General features: G+C 75.0%; 16 protein-coding genes. 9 read left to right on the plus strand and 7 right to left on the minus strand.

Translation table 11 applies throughout. The features are described 5' to 3' along the window. Nucleotides 1–36: 36 nt before the first annotated feature. A complete protein-coding gene (locus LN652_RS20450) occupies nucleotides 37–1,245 on the minus strand; it encodes a S8 family peptidase (RefSeq protein ID WP_230442417.1) in 1,209 nt (402 codons plus the stop codon). Nucleotides 1,246–1,334: 89 nt separating this feature from the next. Then, nucleotides 1,335–2,204 carry an XRE family transcriptional regulator gene (locus LN652_RS20455; RefSeq protein ID WP_230442418.1) on the minus strand — a complete coding sequence of 290 codons (870 nt, stop codon included), beginning with the start codon at nucleotides 2,202–2,204 and terminating at the stop codon, nucleotides 1,335–1,337. Between the two features lie 63 nt (nucleotides 2,205–2,267). Between LN652_RS20455 and LN652_RS20460 the strand changes: the two genes are divergently transcribed. The 4 genes from LN652_RS20460 (at nucleotide 2,268) to holA (ending at nucleotide 7,462) form a co-directional block, all read left to right on the plus strand. Continuing rightward, complete coding sequence (locus LN652_RS20460) at nucleotides 2,268–3,128, plus strand: DegV family protein (RefSeq protein ID WP_230442419.1); 861 nt, start codon at nucleotides 2,268–2,270, stop codon at nucleotides 3,126–3,128. A 150-nt stretch (nucleotides 3,129–3,278) separates the two neighbouring features. Then, complete coding sequence (locus tag LN652_RS20465) at nucleotides 3,279–4,157, plus strand: helix-hairpin-helix domain-containing protein (RefSeq protein WP_230442420.1); 879 nt, start codon at nucleotides 3,279–3,281, stop codon at nucleotides 4,155–4,157. A gap of 10 nt (nucleotides 4,158–4,167) precedes the next feature. Further along, complete coding sequence (locus tag LN652_RS20470) at nucleotides 4,168–6,462, plus strand: ComEC/Rec2 family competence protein (protein ID WP_230442421.1); 2,295 nt, start codon at nucleotides 4,168–4,170, stop codon at nucleotides 6,460–6,462. A 13-nt stretch (nucleotides 6,463–6,475) separates the two neighbouring features. Then, nucleotides 6,476–7,462 (plus strand): DNA polymerase III subunit delta, encoded by a 987-nt coding sequence (gene holA, locus LN652_RS20475; protein WP_230442422.1) that lies wholly within the window; start codon nucleotides 6,476–6,478, stop codon nucleotides 7,460–7,462. Nucleotides 7,463–7,537: 75 nt separating this feature from the next. On the opposite strand, the gene rpsT is transcribed toward holA, so the two are convergent. Beyond that, nucleotides 7,538–7,798 carry a 30S ribosomal protein S20 gene (rpsT, locus tag LN652_RS20480; RefSeq protein ID WP_230442423.1) on the minus strand — a complete coding sequence of 87 codons (261 nt, stop codon included), beginning with the start codon at nucleotides 7,796–7,798 and terminating at the stop codon, nucleotides 7,538–7,540. A 217-nt stretch (nucleotides 7,799–8,015) separates the two neighbouring features. Then, on the minus strand, nucleotides 8,016–8,978 hold the full coding sequence (locus LN652_RS20485) for a phosphotransferase family protein (protein WP_230442424.1): 963 nt from the start codon (nucleotides 8,976–8,978) through the stop codon (nucleotides 8,016–8,018). Nucleotides 8,979–9,061: 83 nt separating this feature from the next. Here LN652_RS20485 and LN652_RS20490 point away from each other — a divergent pair, with 83 nt between their 5' ends. After that, nucleotides 9,062–9,589: a GNAT family N-acetyltransferase gene (locus tag LN652_RS20490; protein WP_230442425.1), complete on the plus strand. Its 528-nt coding sequence runs from the start codon at nucleotides 9,062–9,064 to the stop codon at nucleotides 9,587–9,589. On the opposite strand, the gene LN652_RS20495 is transcribed toward LN652_RS20490, so the two are convergent. Next, nucleotides 9,568–10,503: a DMT family transporter gene (locus LN652_RS20495; protein WP_230442426.1), complete on the minus strand. Its 936-nt coding sequence runs from the start codon at nucleotides 10,501–10,503 to the stop codon at nucleotides 9,568–9,570. The two genes, LN652_RS20490 and LN652_RS20495, sit on opposite strands and share 22 nt — an antisense overlap. A 92-nt stretch (nucleotides 10,504–10,595) precedes the next feature. Between LN652_RS20495 and lepA the strand changes: the two genes are divergently transcribed. From lepA to LN652_RS20510, 3 genes are read left to right on the plus strand one after another with little or no spacing between them, the layout of a single operon-like run. Next, the gene (lepA, locus tag LN652_RS20500; protein ID WP_230442427.1) at nucleotides 10,596–12,470 is read left to right on the plus strand and encodes a translation elongation factor 4; all 1,875 of its coding nucleotides are present in this window, start codon (nucleotides 10,596–10,598) and stop codon (nucleotides 12,468–12,470) included. Continuing rightward, entirely contained in the window at nucleotides 12,470–12,964 is a 495-nt protein-coding gene (locus LN652_RS20505; RefSeq protein WP_230442428.1) for a HutD/Ves family protein, read from the plus strand. Before lepA ends, LN652_RS20505 begins: the two co-directional genes overlap by 1 nt. A 35-nt stretch (nucleotides 12,965–12,999) precedes the next feature. Next, complete coding sequence (locus tag LN652_RS20510) at nucleotides 13,000–13,854, plus strand: alpha/beta hydrolase fold domain-containing protein (protein WP_230442429.1); 855 nt, start codon at nucleotides 13,000–13,002, stop codon at nucleotides 13,852–13,854. Here the strand turns inward: LN652_RS20510 and LN652_RS20515 are convergent. Both LN652_RS20515 and LN652_RS20520 read right to left on the minus strand, forming a co-directional pair. Beyond that, complete coding sequence (locus LN652_RS20515) at nucleotides 13,826–14,923, minus strand: DNA glycosylase AlkZ-like family protein (protein WP_230442430.1); 1,098 nt, start codon at nucleotides 14,921–14,923, stop codon at nucleotides 13,826–13,828. The two genes, LN652_RS20510 and LN652_RS20515, sit on opposite strands and share 29 nt — an antisense overlap. A 4-nt stretch (nucleotides 14,924–14,927) precedes the next feature. Further along, on the minus strand, nucleotides 14,928–15,374 hold the full coding sequence (locus tag LN652_RS20520) for an XdhC family protein (protein ID WP_230442431.1): 447 nt from the start codon (nucleotides 15,372–15,374) through the stop codon (nucleotides 14,928–14,930). A gap of 24 nt (nucleotides 15,375–15,398) precedes the next feature. On the opposite strand from LN652_RS20520, the gene LN652_RS20525 reads away from it, so the two are divergent. After that, a complete protein-coding gene (locus tag LN652_RS20525; RefSeq protein WP_230442432.1) occupies nucleotides 15,399–16,331 on the plus strand; it encodes an aminoglycoside phosphotransferase family protein in 933 nt (310 codons plus the stop codon).

Genomic DNA, 16,331 nt, shown 5'->3' on the forward strand with positions numbered 1-16,331 from the left:
GATCGCCCCGGGGCCGCTGCCGTCGTTGCGGGTGGGTCAGCCGACGAACAGCAGGCGGTTCGGCGAGCCGGTGCCGGCGTCGGTCACCACGTTGGTGGTGGCCCGGCCGATGAGGTAGCTGCTGACCGTCGCCGGGCTGGCCGACGGGTTGGTCTGCAGGTAGAGCGCCGCCGCGCCCGCGACGTGCGGGGTGGCCATCGAGGTGCCGCTGATGGTGTTGGTGGCGGTGTTGGAGGTGTACCAGGCCGAGGTGATGCTCGAGCCGGGCGCGAACAGGTCGAGGCACGAGCCGATGTTGCTGAAGCTCGAGCGGGCGTCGGTGCTGGTGGTCGAGCCGACCGTCAGCGCCGCCGACACGCGCGACGGCGAGCTGCTGCACGCGTTGGCGGCGTAGTCGTTGCCCGCCGCGACGGCGTAGGAGACGCCGTCGGAGATCGAGCGCGCGACCGCGTTGTCGAGCGTCGTCGAGACGCCGCCGCCGAGGCTCATGTTCGCCACGGCCGGGGCGCCGGCCGCGTGGTTGGCGGTCACCCAGTCGACGCCGGCGATGACGCCGGCGGTGGTGCCGGAGCCGTTGCAGTCGAGCACGCGGACGGGGACCAGGCGCACGCCCTTGGCGACGCCGTAGGTCGCGCCGCCGACGGTGCCGGCGACGTGGGTGCCGTGGCCGTTGCAGTCCTCGGTGCCGCGTCCGTCGTTGATCGCGGTGTAGCCGGAGGTGACCCGGCCGCCGAAGTCGGCGTGCGCGGCGCGGATGCCGGTGTCGACGATGTAGGCCGTCACGCCGGCGCCGGTCTGGTTGTAGGTGTAGCTGCCCGACAGGGGGCGGGTGCGCTGGTCGATGCGGTCCAGGCCCCAGGGGGCGGGGGACTGGGTCGCGGTCGCGGTGACCGGCTTGTCGGCCTCGATGTAGGCGACGTCCGGGTTGGCGCGGAGCGCGTCCATGGCGGCCGGGGTGAGGTCGGCGACGAAGCCGTCGACGACGGCCTTGTAGGTGTGCTCGACCGTGGCACCGTCGCCGCGGGCGTCGGTCTTGGCGGCCTTCACGTCGGCCTGGGTGACCTGCTCGTCCATGACGACGATGTAGCGCTCGGCCGACGCGGAGCCGAGGAGCGGCGCCTGGTCCTGCTGCCCGGCGGTGGCCGGGGTGCTCGGCTCGGCGTGCGTGGCGGCCGGGGTGAGGGCCAGTGCAGCGGTGGCGAGCGTCGCGATGCCGGCGAGTACCCGGCGGTGGGGGTTGCGCATGAGAGGTTGTTCCTTCCCGAGAAAAGATGGACGCGCAGAATCTCGCCGCTCGCACCGGACCGCGACAAGGGGTCGGGGCGCGTTAACAGTTAACTCGGGTCGGCGTCCGGCCACGTCCAGCTGAGCCCGGTCGACCCGCTCGGCGCGTCCGAGCGCACCAGGTGGGCGGTGTGCGACGGGTCCAGCTCGACCGGCCACGCGTCCTCGCCGCAGTAGGCCGACACCGACGCCGGCAGGGCCGTCGGGTCGAACTCGACCTCCAGGCAGTACTCGCGCATCGAGGTCCGCGCCCGACGGCCGTGGCGCAGGTCGAGGGGCCCCGGGCCGACCGAGGTCACCTCGTGCTCGATCAGCACGGTCTCGCCGCGCCGCAGCGGCCGGGCGAACAGGAGCTCGGCGGCGATGACGCCCTCGGTCCGTCGGCGTACGACCCGACCCAGCGTGCAGCCGCGGACCGGGCGGATCCGCGGGAGGTCGACCGAGGAGTCGCGCTGGTGGTGCAGGATCACCCGCCGGTCGGGGCCGTCGGCCGTGGCGCGCAGCACCTGCCGGGTCGTCATCGACGCCAGCCGGCGGTCGGGGCCCACGCGGAGCAGGTCGTGCAGGACCAGGCGGTCGAGCTCGGCGTCCCAGCGGGTGTCGAGCCGGGCCAGCACGTCGGCGTGGTCGGGCCAGAGCGAGGTGAGGCAGGGCGGCCCGTCGGGCGACGGGCGGGTCGCGTCGAGGGCCCGGCCGAGCTCGCCCGGCTCGAGGCCGAGGATCTCCTCGAGGTGCGGCAGCGCGGCCAGGGAGCCGCGGCGGGCGGGCACGCTGCGGCCGGACTGCCAGTAGCTCAACGTGGCCACGCTGATCACCACGCCGCGGTGCGCGAGCCGGTCCCTGACCCGGTGGAGGGCCAGTCCTCGGCGGTCGATCGCCTCCCGCAGCGTGTCGGCGAAGCTCCCGATAGCGTCGGACACGAGCACATCCAACCCGGCACCTGGTTGCCGGACCACCTCGGGGTCGGGCGCTAGGGTCGCGCCATGTCCCGCTCCCGCGTCGTCGTCACCGACTCGACCGCGAGCCTGCCCCCCGAGCTGGCGGACGCCCGCGGCATCCGCGTGGTGCCGCTGCAGGTGGTGATCGGCGCGAGGGTGCTCGACGAGGGGCCCGACGGCGCGACCCCGGACGTGGTGGCCGAGGCGCTGCGCGACTTCGTCCCCGTGAGCACCTCGCGCCCCGCCCCCGCGCTGTTCGCCGAGCTCTACCGCTCGCTCGAGGCGGCCGGCGCCGAGGAGGTCGTCTCGGTGCACCTGTCGGGGGAGATGAGCGGCACCTTCGAGTCCGCCCAGCTCGCCGCGCTCGAGGTCGACCTGCCGGTCCACGTCGTCGACTCCGGGCAGGTCGGCATCGCCACCGGCTACGCCGCGCTGACCGCCGCCGACGTGCTCGAGGCCGGGGGCTCCGGGCAGGACGCCGCGGAGGCGGCACTCGCGCGCGGGCAGGCCGCGACCTCCCTGTTCTACGTCGACACCCTCGAGCACCTGCGACGCGGCGGCCGGATCGGTGCCGCCGCGGCCCTGGTCGGCAGCGCCCTCTCGGTGAAGCCCCTGCTGGAGATCGTCGACGGCAAGGTGGTGCCGCGCGAGCGGGTGCGTACGGCGTCGAGGGCCCTGGCGCGGCTCGGCGACCTCGCGGTCGAGGCGGCCGGCGACGCGTCCGTCGACGTCTGCGTGGCCCACCTCGCGAACCCCGAGCGGGCCGAGGAGCTCACCGCCGTGCTGACCGAGCGGCTCGCGGCGGGGCTCGAGGGCCGCGAGGTGATGTGCGGCGAGCTCGGCGCGGTGCTCGGCGCGCACGTCGGCCCCGGCATGGTCGCCGTGTGCGTCTCGCCGCGCCCCTGATCTCCTTCAGCGATCCCCGGCTGGCCGGGGATCGCTGAACTTGTCAGGCCGTGCACGGGCCGACAAGTTCAGCGAGAGCCTGACAGGTTCGTCCACAGATCGCCGTCGGCCCCTGTCGGTGGCCGGTCCGCGCTTCCTAGCGTGGGGGGCATGCGACGGTCCCAGTCCTCCTCCGAGCACGCCGAGGCGGTGTCGCGGCGGCTGGCGACCCTGAGCGCCGAGCTCGCGGCGGTGCGCGGCGAGCCCGGCAGTCACCCCGACCGGGGAGAGGGGCCGACCCACACCCGGGTGCGCCAGCCGGTCGACCCGCCCGCCCCCGTGGTGCTGCCGGTGCCGGGCCGGCACGCGTCGCGGCGGCTCCGCGTGGCCGGGTTCCAGCTCGGGCCGCTGCACCTGGCGGTCGTGTCCGTCGTGGTGGCCGCTGCGGTCGCGCTGGCCGCCTGGTGGGCGGTGCGCGACCAGGCCGAGCCCGTGGCCGTCGCCCCCGCGAGTGCGGGGGAGCCTGGCCCGGCCGGCGACCCGTCGCCGCTCGCGTCGCTGCCCCCGACGGCGGGGGAGCCAGCGGGCGCGACCGGGGCGGGAGCCGGGCAGGACGCCGCCACCGAGGTGGTGGTCGACGTGGCCGGCAAGGTGCGGCGCCCCGGCATCGCCGTGCTGCCGTCCGGGTCGCGCGTGGTCGACGCGCTGGAGGCTGCCGGGGGAGCGCGCCGCGGCGTCGACCTGTCCTCGCTCAACCTCGCCCGGCTGCTGGTCGACGGCGAGCAGATCCTGGTCGGGCAGGCCGCCCCCGCGGGTCCCGCCGGGGCGGTCGGCACCCCGCCCCCGGCGGCGGGCAGTGCGCTGGTCAACCTCAACTTCGCCGACCAGACCGCCCTGGAGTCGCTGCCCGGGGTCGGACCGGTCACGGCGGGGGCGATCCTCGCGTGGCGCTCCGAGCACGGCGGGTTCACCTCCGTCGACGAGCTGCTCGAGGTCGACGGCATCGGCGAGGCGACGCTCGCCGAGATCGCCCCGCACGTGACGCTCTGACGGTCACCCGGTGCCCGACCAGCCCGACCAATCCGACCGGCCCGACCTGCGCGCGCTCGCGCTCGGGGCCGGCGCGTGGTGCGGGGCGCTGCTCGCGCTGCTCCTGCCGGGGCCGGCCGCCGTGGCGTCGGTGGCGGCCGTGTCCGTCGCGGTGGTCGCCGGCGTCCGGCGCGGCAGGTGGGCGGTCGGGTGGCTCGGACCGCTGGCGGCGCTGGTCGCGGTCGCCGGGGTCGCCGCGCTGCAGCAGGTCGTGGTGTCCGCCTCGCCGGTGGCGCGCCTGGCCGACGAGGGGGCCGTGGTCGACCTCCGGGTCGCGCTGACCTCGGACGTACGGGTCGTGGCCGGGCAGTTCGGCGACGTGCAGGTGGTGCAGGCGCGGGTCGAGCGGGTCGAGGGACGCGGCCGCGCGTGGACGCTGGACGTCCCGGTCGTCGTGATGGCCGACGCCGACTGGCCGCGGCTGCCGCTCGGCACGGTGCTGGACACGGCGGCCCGCCTGGTCCCCGCCACCGACGGCGCGGCCGCGCTGGTGCGGCCGCTGGGGGAGCCGCGCGTGGTCGCACCGCCACGGGCCTGGTGGGACGGCGCGGCGGCGATCCGCACGTCGGTGCGGGCCGTCGTGTCCGGGCGGGACGCCGACGCCCGCGAGCTGGTGCCGGCGCTCGTGGTGGGGGACGACGGCGGCCTCGACCCCGACCTGGCCGACGACTTCCGCACCACCGGGCTCACCCACCTGCTCGCGGTGAGCGGGACCAACCTGACGCTCGTCGTCGGCTTCCTTCTCGTGCTCGGCCGCTGGGTCGGGGTGCGCGGACGCGGCCTGCACCTCCTCGCCGCGGTCGGGATCGTCGGCTTCGTGATGACCGCCCGCGCCGAGCCCAGCGTGGTGCGGGCGGCCGCGATGGGCACCGTCGCGCTGGTCGGGATGGGCCGCAACGGCCGGTCCCGCGGTGCGCGCGGGCTCGGGGTCGCGGTCCTGGTTCTGCTCCTCGTCTGGCCCCGGCTGGCGACCACCGCCGGGTTCGCGCTGTCGGCCCTCGCGACCGCGGGGATCCTGCTGCTGGCGCCGGTGTGGCGCGACGCGCTGGTGCGCTGGACGCCGCGCTGGGTGGCGGAGGCCGTGTCGGTGCCGCTCGCCGCGCAGGTCGCCTGCACCCCCGTCGTCGCCGGGCTGTCCGGCCAGGTCAGCCTGGTCGCCGTCGGCGCCAACCTGGTCGTCGCGCCGGCCGTGGCGCCGGCGACGGTGCTCGGGCTGGCCGGGGGACTGGCGGGGCTGCTGTGGCACCCGCTCGGCGTGGTGGTCGCGGCCCCTGCCGCCTGGTCGGCGGCGTGGATCATCGCGGTGGCGCGGGCCGGGGCCGAGGTCCCGACCGCGGCGGTCGCCTGGGGCACCGGCCCGCTCGCGCTCACCGCGCTGACCCTCGGGTGCGTGGCGGCGGTGCTGGTCGCACCCCGGGTGCTGCGCCGTCCGGCGTCGGCCCTGGCCTGCACGGGTCTGCTCGTGGTCACCGTGCTGGTGCGTCCACCGACGCCCGGGTGGCCGCCGCCGGGCTGGGTGCTGGTGGCCTGTGACGTGGGCCAGGGCGACGGGCTGGTCCTGCGGGCCGGACCCGGGACCGCGGTGGTCGTCGACGCCGGTCCCGACCCGCAGGCGATCGACGGCTGCCTCGACCGGCTGGGGGTGCGCGCCGTGCCCCTGGTCGTGCTGACCCACTTCCACGCCGACCACGTCGACGGCCTCGACGGGGTGCTGGACGGACGGCGCGTGGGCGGCGTCGAGGGCACCTCGCTGCTCGAGCCGGCCGGGGGCGTGCGGGTGGTCGGCGACGCGGTCGGCCGGGCTCCGGCGGTGGCGGCGTACGGACTCACCCGCCGCGTCGGCGACGTGACGCTGCAGACCGTGTGGCCGCGGCCGGGGGCGACGATCGGGGAGGCGGGTGAGAGCGCCCCCAACGACGCCAGCGTGGTGCTGCTGGCCGAGGTCGGCGGGCTGCGGGTGCTGCTCACGGGCGACGTCGAGCCGTCGGCGCAGGCGGCGCTCGCGCGCGACCTGCCGGGCCTCGAGGTCGACGTGCTCAAGGTCCCGCACCACGGCAGCCGGCACCAGGACCTCGACTGGCTGACCTCGCTCGACGCCCGCGTGGCGCTGGTCTCGGTCGGGGCGGACAACGACTACGGCCACCCGTCGCCCGACCTGGTCGCCGCGCTCACCGCCTCCGGGGCGCGGGTGTGGCGCACCGACCTCTCCGGCGACGTCGCCGTGGTGGTGCGGGACGGCGAGGTGGCTGTCGCCACCCGCCGATAGGATCGCCCGCACCATGGCACGCACCCCCTCCGCCGCTCAGGTCCTCGGCCACGTCGTCCTCGTGACGGGCAAGGAGGAGTACCTCTCGGCGCGCACGGTGGCGTCGGTGCGCGACGCCGTCCGGGCCCACGACGGCGACGCCGAGATGGCCGAGTCGCAGGCCTCCGACCTCACCCTGGCCTCGCTGGGGGAGATGTCGGCGCCGTCGCTCTTCTCCTCGATCCGCTGCGTGGTCGTGCGCGGGCTGGAGGACCTCCCCGACGAGTCCGTCGACGGCCTCCTGGGCTACTGCGCCGCCCCGTCCGACGACGTCGCGCTGGTCCTCGTCCACGGCGGCGGGCAGAAGGGCAGCGGCGTGCTCACCAAGCTGCGCAAGCTCGCCGCGGTCACCGAGGTGAAGTCGGAGGAGGTCAAGGCCTCCGAGATGCCGGCCTTCGTGACCTCCGAGGTCGCCTCCCACGGCGCGCGCATCACCCCCGACGCGGCGACGTTCCTCGTCCAGGCCATCGGCAGCGACCTGCGTTCGCTGGCCGCGGCCGCCGACCAGCTCACCAACGACTTCCCCGACGAGCAGCTCACCATCGAGAAGGTCCAGCGCTACTTCGGCGGTCGGGCGGAGGCGAAGTCCTTCACGGTCGCCGACGCCGCGTTCGCCGGCCGGCGCGCGCAGGCGCTGGAGGAGCTGCGCTGGGCGCTCGACGCCGGCACCGCGACGGTGCTGGTCACCTCGGCGATGGCGGCGTCCGCGCGCAGCATCGCGCGCTACCTCGGCGCCCCGCGCGGCGCGCGCGACGGAGACCTGGCCCGCGAGCTCGGCGTCCCGCCGTGGAAGGTGCGCACGGTGCGCGACCAGTCACGCGCGTGGAGCCCCGACGCGATCGCCGCCGCCGTGCAGGCGGTCGCCGCCGCCGACGCCGACATCAAGGGCCGCGCGCACGACGCGTCCTACACCCTCGAGCGGCTCGTGCTCACCGTCGCCGGGCTGCGCGAGACGCGCTGACCACCGCCTCCGGGCCGGCCCCCGAAATGCAGAACACCCGCCACGAGGGCGGGTGCTCGGCTGTGACTGCTGCGATCAGAGCGCGGCGGTCTTCTTGGCGATCGACGACTTGCGGTTCGCGGCCTGGTTGGAGTGGATGACACCCTTCGAGGCGGCCTTGTCGAGCTGCTTCATCGCGTCGCGACCGGCCACCACGGCGGCGTCCTTGTCGCCGGCCTCGGCGAGCTCGCGGAACTTGCGAACGGCGGTCTTCAGGCGCGACTTCACGGCCTGGTTGCGCTGGCGCGCCTTCTCGTTCTGCTTGTTGCGCTTGATCTGGGACTTGATGTTCGCCACGTGTGGATCCTTGGGTGCTCGTCCGGATTCGGAAAGTCTGGTGCTTGTCGGCTGCCTGGCAACCCCGGGTAGAGGGTCGGGTGCCGGACACGCAGGGAGAAACTCTACCGGCACGCCTCGCGGGCGCCCAAATCGCTCAGGCGGACCGTCGTCCTGCGCGCCGCGCGACGGCCTCCAGCATGCGCCCCGACTCCCGGATCCGGAAATCGTTGCGCGGTCACGACCAGCCCCGGCGCTCGGCCAACCAGGCCCAGCACACCTCGCCCTGCCAGCGCTGGTGGTCGCGCAGGTGCGGGGAGGTCGGCGGCACCGACTGCTCGCACTGGGAGAGGAAGTAGCCCGCGTACATCGCGAGCATGATGTCGATCGACTCGGCCGGCACGTCGCGCAGCAGCCGCCGCGAGGCGAGGACGGCGTCGACGTCGATGCCCTCGCCGCGGGGCGCGATCAGGGCGGCGAACGAGTCGAACCACGCGCAGCCGCGGACCGGCCAGTTCCAGTCGCAGAGCAGGGCGCGGCCGTCGGCGTCGATGAGCACGTTGTCGGAGCGCACGTCGGTGTGGACCATGGTGTCGCCGCCGACGACCTCGTCCAGGCGGCGGGCCAGCGCCTCCGCGTCGTCGAGGTGGGGGAGGTCGGGGCGTGCCTCGCGCACCGCGGCCCACCCGTCGGCCAGGGGCGCCATGTCCTCAGCCGCGTCGACCAGCTCGAGACCGGCGGGCGGCGGGGTGAGCAGGTCGGCGGTCTCCTCGAGCGCGTCGAGCAGCGCGGCCAGGTCGTCGTCACGCCACGGGCGGTGCGGGGTGCGCGCCTCGACGTGCTCGATGCCGAGGACGACCCAGTCGTCGTCGAGGTGCCACAGCAGCCGCGGCGCGGGGACGTCGGCCGGCAGCGCGCCGAGCTTGCGCGCCTCCTCGCGGTAGGACTCGGCGAACAGGCGCTGGGCCTTCACCGACGCCGCCTTCACGAAGTGGCGCGAGCCGTCCTCGCACACCAGCACGGACGCGAACCCCGGCGTGAAGCCGCTCGTCTGGGAGATCGCCTCGACGACCGGGGAGCCACACCTGCGCTCGACGTAGGCCCGCAGGTTCGGCGGCAGGAACGCCCACTCCAGCCGTCGCGCGGTCGCCTCGTGCGGGACGGGGTACGGGGCGTGCGGGGTGCGGCTGGTCCGGGACATGCCGCGCATCCTTCCCCACGAGCCCCGCCGCCCCCACCGGATATCGGTGGAGCCGGCGTCGGGCGGGCGGGTAGAACTGCCGCATGCCAGAGCTCGTCCTGCCGACCGTCTCCGTCCGCGACTCCTTCCTCGAGGCGATGGCGGAGTTCACCGCCGAGGGCGTGGAGAACAGCCAGACGTCGGCGTGGATCGACGTCCACGGCGCCCGCTGGGACACCGACGAGGGCTTCGCGGCGTTCGTCGAGGCGGTCCGCGCCGACGCCCTCGAGGACTCGCCGCGCCCGGAGTGGCACGTGCCGTGCACCACGGGGTGGTGGGTCGACGGCGACACCTACCTGGGACGGCTCGCGATCCGCCACCGGCTCACCGACTTCCTGCTCGAGGTGGGCGGCCACATCGGCTACGACGTACGCCCCTCGCGCCGGCGCGAGGGCCACGCCACCGCGATGCTGCGGGCGGCGCTGCCGTGGGCGCGGGACCTCGGGATCGACCCCGCGCTGATCACCTGCGACGTCGACAACCTGCCGTCCGCGCGCGTCATCGAGTCCGCGGGCGGCGTGCTGGAGGACGTGCGCGGCGTCAAGCGGCGCTACTGGGTCCCGACCTCCTGAGCCGCGACCGGCTCCGGCGCACGCCGGGTGCGGGTGGCGGCGCCGACGCCGACCACCGCGACGACGAGCCCGACGAGCTGCAGCGCCGAGAGCGTCTCGTCGAGCACCAGCCAGGCCAGCACGGCGGTGACCGGCGGGCTGAGGAAGAACAGGCTGGCCGCCGCGCCGGACCCGCCGCGCAGCACCAGCAGGGACAGCAGCACCAGGCCGACGATCGAGTTGACCACGGCGAGGAACAGCACCGACACCACCGCCTGGCGGGTGTCGGTCACCGGCCAGGCCCCCTCGGTGAGCCAGCCCAGCACCAGCAGCGGGGGAGCGGACACCGCGAACTGCACGGCCGCCGACCACAGCAGGTCGGGCTGCGCGCCGATCCAGCGCTGGCCGAGGGTGCCCAGGCTCAGCGTGAGCATGCTGAGGCAGCCCACCGCGACCGCGACCGGACCGCCCGCGTGGCCGAGGTCGGCGCCGAGCACGAGGAGCACCCCGAGCACGCCGACGACGAAGCCGCCCACCTGCAGCGGGCTCACCCGCTCGCCGAGCAGCGCGGCCGCCAGCAGGGCGGTGAGCACCGGGCTGAGCGCGTGGAACAGCGAGGCGAGGGTGGCGCCGAGGCCGAGGTCGAACGCGACGTACATCAGCCCGAACTGCACCGCGTTCATCACGAACCCGACCGCGGCGACCCGGGCCAGGACCGCACGGTCCATCCGCGGGCGGCGCCGCAGCAGCCGCGCCAGGACGGCACCGATGACCGCCGCCAGCACGAAGCGCCAGCCGAGCACGGTGAACGGCGCGGCGGCGTGCACGGCCGCCGGCCCGGAGATGTAGCCCGACGACCAGACGAGCACGAACGCGACCGCCGGGACGAGCGGCAGGTGGGCTGCGTGCGGCGGTCGGGTCTGCGGGCGGGTCACCGCTGCACGCTAGCGAGCGTCGTCGGTTCGGCGGGGCCGGGGCCGCGTGGAAGAATGGGCCGACCCGTCCGTCGTACTCCCGAAAGCAGTCCGTGAGCCTCAAGAACGCGCCGCAGCCTGGCTCGACCGACCCGTCGATCATCCGCAACTTCTGCATCATCGCGCACATCGACCACGGCAAGTCGACGCTGGCCGACCGGATGCTGCAGCTGACCGGCGTGGTCGACGAGCGGGCGTCGCGCGCGCAGTACCTCGACCGGATGGACATCGAGCGCGAGCGCGGCATCACGATCAAGAGCCAGGCCGTGCGCATGCCGTGGACGGTCCCGGCCGACAACGAGGCCGGGGCCGAGCCGGGCACCTACATCCTCAACATGATCGACACCCCGGGCCACGTCGACTTCACCTACGAGGTGTCGCGCAGCCTGGAGGCGTGCGAGGCCGCGATCCTGCTGGTCGACGCCGCGCAGGGGATCGAGGCCCAGACGCTGGCCAACCTCTACCTGGCCATGGGCGCCGACCTGCACATCATCCCGGTGCTCAACAAGATCGACCTGCCGAGCGCCAACGTCGAGAAGTACGCCGCCGAGCTGGCCGGCCTCGTCGGCTGCGAGCCCGAGGACGTGCTCCTGACCAGCGCCAAGACCGGCGTCGGGGTCGAGGCGCTCCTCAACGAGATCGTGAAGCAGACCCCGGCGCCGGTCGGCGACGCCGACGCCCCGGCCCGCGCGCTGATCTTCGACTCGGTCTACGACACCTACCGCGGCGTGGTCACCTACGTCCGGGTCGTCGACGGCAAGCTCAGCCACCGCGACCGGATCAAGATGATGTCGACCAACGCGGTCCACGAGATGCTCGAGGTCGGCGTGATCAGCCCCGAGCCGGTGAAGGCCGGGGAGATCGGCGTCGGCGAGGTCGGCTACCTCATCACCGGCGTGAAGGACGTGCGCCAGTCGCGCGTCGGCGACACGGTCACCTCCCAGCACCACGGGGCCACCGAGTCGCTCGGCGGCTACAAGCACCCCAACCCGATGGTCTACGCCGGCCTCTACCCGATCGACGGCGACGACTACCCGGGCCTGCGCGACGCCCTGGAGAAGCTGCAGCTCAACGACGCGGCGCTGACCTACGAGCCGGAGACCTCCGGCGCGCTGGGCTTCGGCTTCCGCTGCGGCTTCCTCGGCCTGCTCCACATGGAGATCACCCGCGACCGGCTCGAGCGCGAGTTCAACCTCGACCTGATCTCGACCGCGCCGAACGTGGTCTACCAGGTCGTCATGGACGACGGCGCCGAGCACGAGGTCACCAACCCCAGCGAGTACCCCGACGGCAAGGTCGCCGAGGTCCGCGAGCCGGTCGTGAAGGCGACGATCCTCGCGCCGTCAGACTTCATCGGCACGATCATGGAGCTCTGCCAGCTCAAGCGCGGCAGCCTGCAGGGGATGGACTACCTCTCCGAGGACCGCGTCGAGATGCGCTACACGCTGCCGATGGGCGAGATCGTCTTCGACTTCTTCGACCAGCTGAAGTCGCGCACCAAGGGCTACGCCTCGCTCGACTACGAGCGCTCGGGCGACCAGGCCGCCGACCTGGTCAAGGTCGACATCCTGCTGCAGGGCGAGCCGGTCGACGCCTTCAGCGCGATCATCCACCGCGATGCTGCCTACTCCTACGGCGTGATGATGGCCGGCAAGCTGAAGGACCTGATCCCGCGCCAGCAGTTCGAGGTGCCGATCCAGGCCGCCATCGGTGCGCGCGTGATCGCCCGCGAGACCATCCGGGCGATCCGCAAGGACGTGCTCGCCAAGTGCTACGGCGGTGACATCAGCCGCAAGCGCAAGCTGCTGGAGAAGCAGAAGGCCGGCAAGAAGCGGATGAAGAACATCGGCTCGGTCGAGGTGCCGCCGGAGGCCTTCGTCGCCGCCCTGTCGACCACGCAGCCGACGGAGAAGGCCGGCAAGAAGTAGTGGCCCGGGTCGTCCGCAGCGACGAGGTCGCGCCGCAGCCGTGGGCCAACGGCGGCGGCACGACCCGTGAGCTGCTGGTCGCCGACGACGGCGCGTGGCGGATCAGCCTGGCCGACGTCGCGTCCGCGGGCCCGTTCTCGGCCTTCCCGGGACGCGGTCGGCTGCTGACCGTCGTCGAGGGCCCCGTCCTCGAGCTCCTGGTTGACGGCGAGCCGCACGTGGTCGAGCCGCAGCGCCCGTTCGCCTTCTCCGGTGACGTCGCCGTGGAGGCGCGGCTGCCCGAGGGGCCCGTGCGCGCGCTCAACGTCGTCGTGGACCCCGGCGTGACGCCGTATGTCACCGTGCTCGAGCTCGGGCGCGGCTCCGCGCTTCCGCTGGCCGACGACCAGGTGGCCTACGTCCTCACCGGGCCCGACGCCCGCAGCCTCGTCGTCGGCCCGGGCGAGGTGTCCGGCCGGTGCACGGTGGCGGTCGTGACGCTCGAGCGGGGCTGACCCATCCGAGCGCCGGGTCGCGGCGAACGTCGAGCATGAGGCTCACCGACCGGATCCGCGTCGAGGCCATCCGCGCCACCGCCCGCTTCACCGTGTCGTACGGAGAGGGGCTGCGGTTCGCCGGGAGCGACCTGCCCGCGCCGACGCGCGTGCGGCTTCCGACCCGCCACGGCCCCGTCCCCGTGCACCTCTACCGGCCCGCGGCCGGACCGCTCCCGGTGCACGTGCACCTGCACGGCGGTGCGTGGCTGATGCGCCACCCGCAGATGGACGACTGGTGGTGCCGCTACCTCGCCGCGACCGCGGGCGTCGTCGTCGCCAACGTCGACTTCGAGGTCGCGCCCCGCGTGGCCTACCCCGTCGCCCAGCACCAGGCCCACGACGTCGCGGCCGCGCTCGCGGCCGACGGCACCCCGGTGTCGGTGGGCGGGTTCAGCTCCGGCGGCGGGCTCGCGGCGTCCGTCGCGCTCCAGGCGCGCGACGCCGGCACCTTCACCCCGACCCTGCAGGTGCTCGGCATCCCCGCGCTCGACCTCTCCGCCGAGCCCCGCGACAGTGACCGCGGCATGATCTCCCCGGACCTGCGTCGGCTGGTCCGTCGCGTCTACTTCCCGGACCCGTCGACCCGGCTCGAGGCGTACGCCTCACCGCTGCTGGCCTCGGACGTGCGGGGGCTGCCGCCCGCCGTCGTCCTGACCGCCGAGCGCGACGTGCTGCGCGCCGAGGGCGACGCGTACGCGCACCGCCTGCGGGCCTCCGGCGTGCGGGTCGTCCACGACGTGACACCGGGCGTCGACCACTACTTCCTCACCGAGGACCCGGTGCGGGCGCGCACCACGATGGCGATGGTCGCCGGGGAGGTCAGCGGCGCGGGACGACCTCGCGGGTGAGGGTGAGCGTGCTGACCTCGATGTCGAGCGCCGCCTCGAGCGCCGCGACCGGCGCGTCCAGCTCCTCGCGGCGGGGGCGCCGGGTGCGTGCGAACCACACCACCTCGAGCGGGCGGCGCCGGGTGGTGCCGGTCGAGCGCCAGTAGCCCGTGATCCGTCCGTCCACCAGCAGGGGAGGCAGCAGCAGGCCGTTCGCCCCCGACCACAGCCGGTGGAGGTGGTGGGCCTCGCCGAAGCGCACCCGCGCCGACGGCTCGTAGCCGCACATCAGCGCGTCGAACTCCGGGAGCAGGCGGACCCCCTCGACGCCTCGGGGCGACGGGGCGTCGCGCAGGTCGACGTAGGTCCGGCCGTCGGGCCCCTCCTCGCAGACCAGCTCGCCGAGGTCGGCGAGCAGGCCGTCCACGACCCGCAGCCCGAGCCCGGACCACCAGGCCAGGTCCTGGCGCGAGGCCGGGCCGTGGCTGCGCAGGTGGAGCAGGGCGGCGTCGCGCAACGTGGCGGCCACGGCGGGACGCAGGGTGCGGTACGCCGCTGCGCCCTGGCCGGCCCAGTCGCCGTTGACCGGGCGACGCACGAGCCCGCCGTGCCCGAAGGCGAGGTAGCGGCCCGGCTGCGTCGCGGTCACCTCGTCGCGGCCCTCGTGGGCGAGCAGCCAGTCGTGCAGGTGCTGCTGCAGCTCGTCCGGCGTGCGCCAGTCGTCGGCGAACGCCTCGGTGTCGTCCCAGAGGTCCTCGAGACGCGACGTCTCCAGCCGCAGCAGGCGCTGCCAGAGGGTGCGCTGGCCGACGCGCGTGGCGGCGCCGAGGGCGGCGTAATGCGCGGGCGTGGCGGTGTGGACCGTGCCGCGCACGGTGCTGCCGCGCACGATCGTGCCGGCCTCGTAGGCGGCCTCGACCTGGGCCCGGGTGGTCCCGGGGAACCGCGCGGCGAGCGCCAGGAACGGCGAGCGCGCGGTCTGGGACTGCACCGCACCCACCCGTCCCAGGCGCGCGGCGACGTCGCCGACCGGCTCGGGGAACTGCCGGGCCAGTGCGGCTCCCGCCAGGTCGTCCCAGGTGAGCGGCACGTCCTCAGCCGCGCATCGGTCCGCCGGAGCGGCCGTAGGACTCGGCGACCACCTCGGCGACCACCGACAGCGCGATCTCCCCGGGGCCCTTGCCGCCGAGGTCGTGACCGGCCGGGACGTGGAGGGTCGTCGTGTCGACGCCCTCGCGCTCCAGGTCCTCCAGCAGGCCGGCCGCCCGGCGCCGGCTCGCCATCATCGCGACGTAGGCCGCGTCGGAGGCGAGCGCCGCGCGCAGCACCGCCGGTGCGTCCGGGGCGTCGTGGTCGCACAGCACGACGGCGTCTCCCGGACGCGGGTCGACCCCGGGCCCCCCGTCGTCCTCGGCGACGACGACGACCTCCCGCCCGACGGTGGCGGCGATCGCGACGATCGCCCGGGCGATCGGGTTGTCGCTCAGCACGAGGATCCTGTCGTGCTCGACCCCGTCGTCCGACCACGGCTGCTCCCTCATGGGCGTCAGCCTAGGCTCGCGACCGTGCCCGTCACCATCCCCGAGGACCTGCTGGAGCAGCGCGCCCTCGGTGCGGACTGGGGCGCCTGGCTCGACCGGCTGCCCCGCCTCGCCGCCGACCTGCTCGACGAGTGGCACCTTCGGCCGGCGGGGGAGAGCCGCCACGGGTTCTGCTCGCTGGTCGTGCCGGTCGCCGACGCCGACGGGGTGCCGGGCGCGCTCAAGGTCACCTTCGACGGCGACGACGAGTCGCTCCACGAGGGCCTGGCCCTGCAGCGCTGGGGCGGCGACGGCGCCGTACGCCTCCGGCGCGCCGACCCGCGCCGTCGCGCGCTGCTGCTCGACTGGCTGCCCGGGCCCGACCTCTCCGACGCCTGGGACGTGGAGGCGTGCGAGGTCGTCGGCGGGCTCTACGGGCGGCTGCACCTGCCGGCGCTGCCGCAGCTGGCGAGCGTCGGGTCCCACGTCGAGCGGTGGCTGCGCGAGCTCGACGGCCTCGGGCGCGACATCCCGGTCCCGCGCCGCTACGTCGAGCAGGCCCTGTCGCTCGGGCCCGACCTGCTGGCCGACGCCCCCGACCCGGTGATCGTGCACGGCGACCTGCACTACGCCAACGTGATGGCCGACGAGGCGGGCGGGTGGCTCGCGATCGACCCCAAGCCGATGGCCGGCGACCCGCACTACGAACCGGCGCCGATGCTGTGGAACCGGATGGACGAGCTGACCGGACCGCTCGCGGTCGGCTCGCTGCGCGACGGTCTGCGCCGCCGCTTCCACGCCCTCGTCGACGCCGGCGGCCTCGACGAGGAGCGGGCGCGCGACTGGGTGGTGGTCCGGATGGTCGTCAACGCGGGCTGGACCGTGCAGGACGCGCGCGAGGCGGGCCGCTCCCTCGGCGCCGACGAGCAGGACTGGATCACCCGCTGCATCGCGATCACCAAGGCCGTGCAGGACTGA

Origin of the sequence: Nocardioides okcheonensis (genome assembly GCF_020991065.1) — a bacterium.
GTDB classification, from domain to species: Bacteria; Actinomycetota; Actinomycetes; order Propionibacteriales; family Nocardioidaceae; genus Nocardioides; species Nocardioides okcheonensis.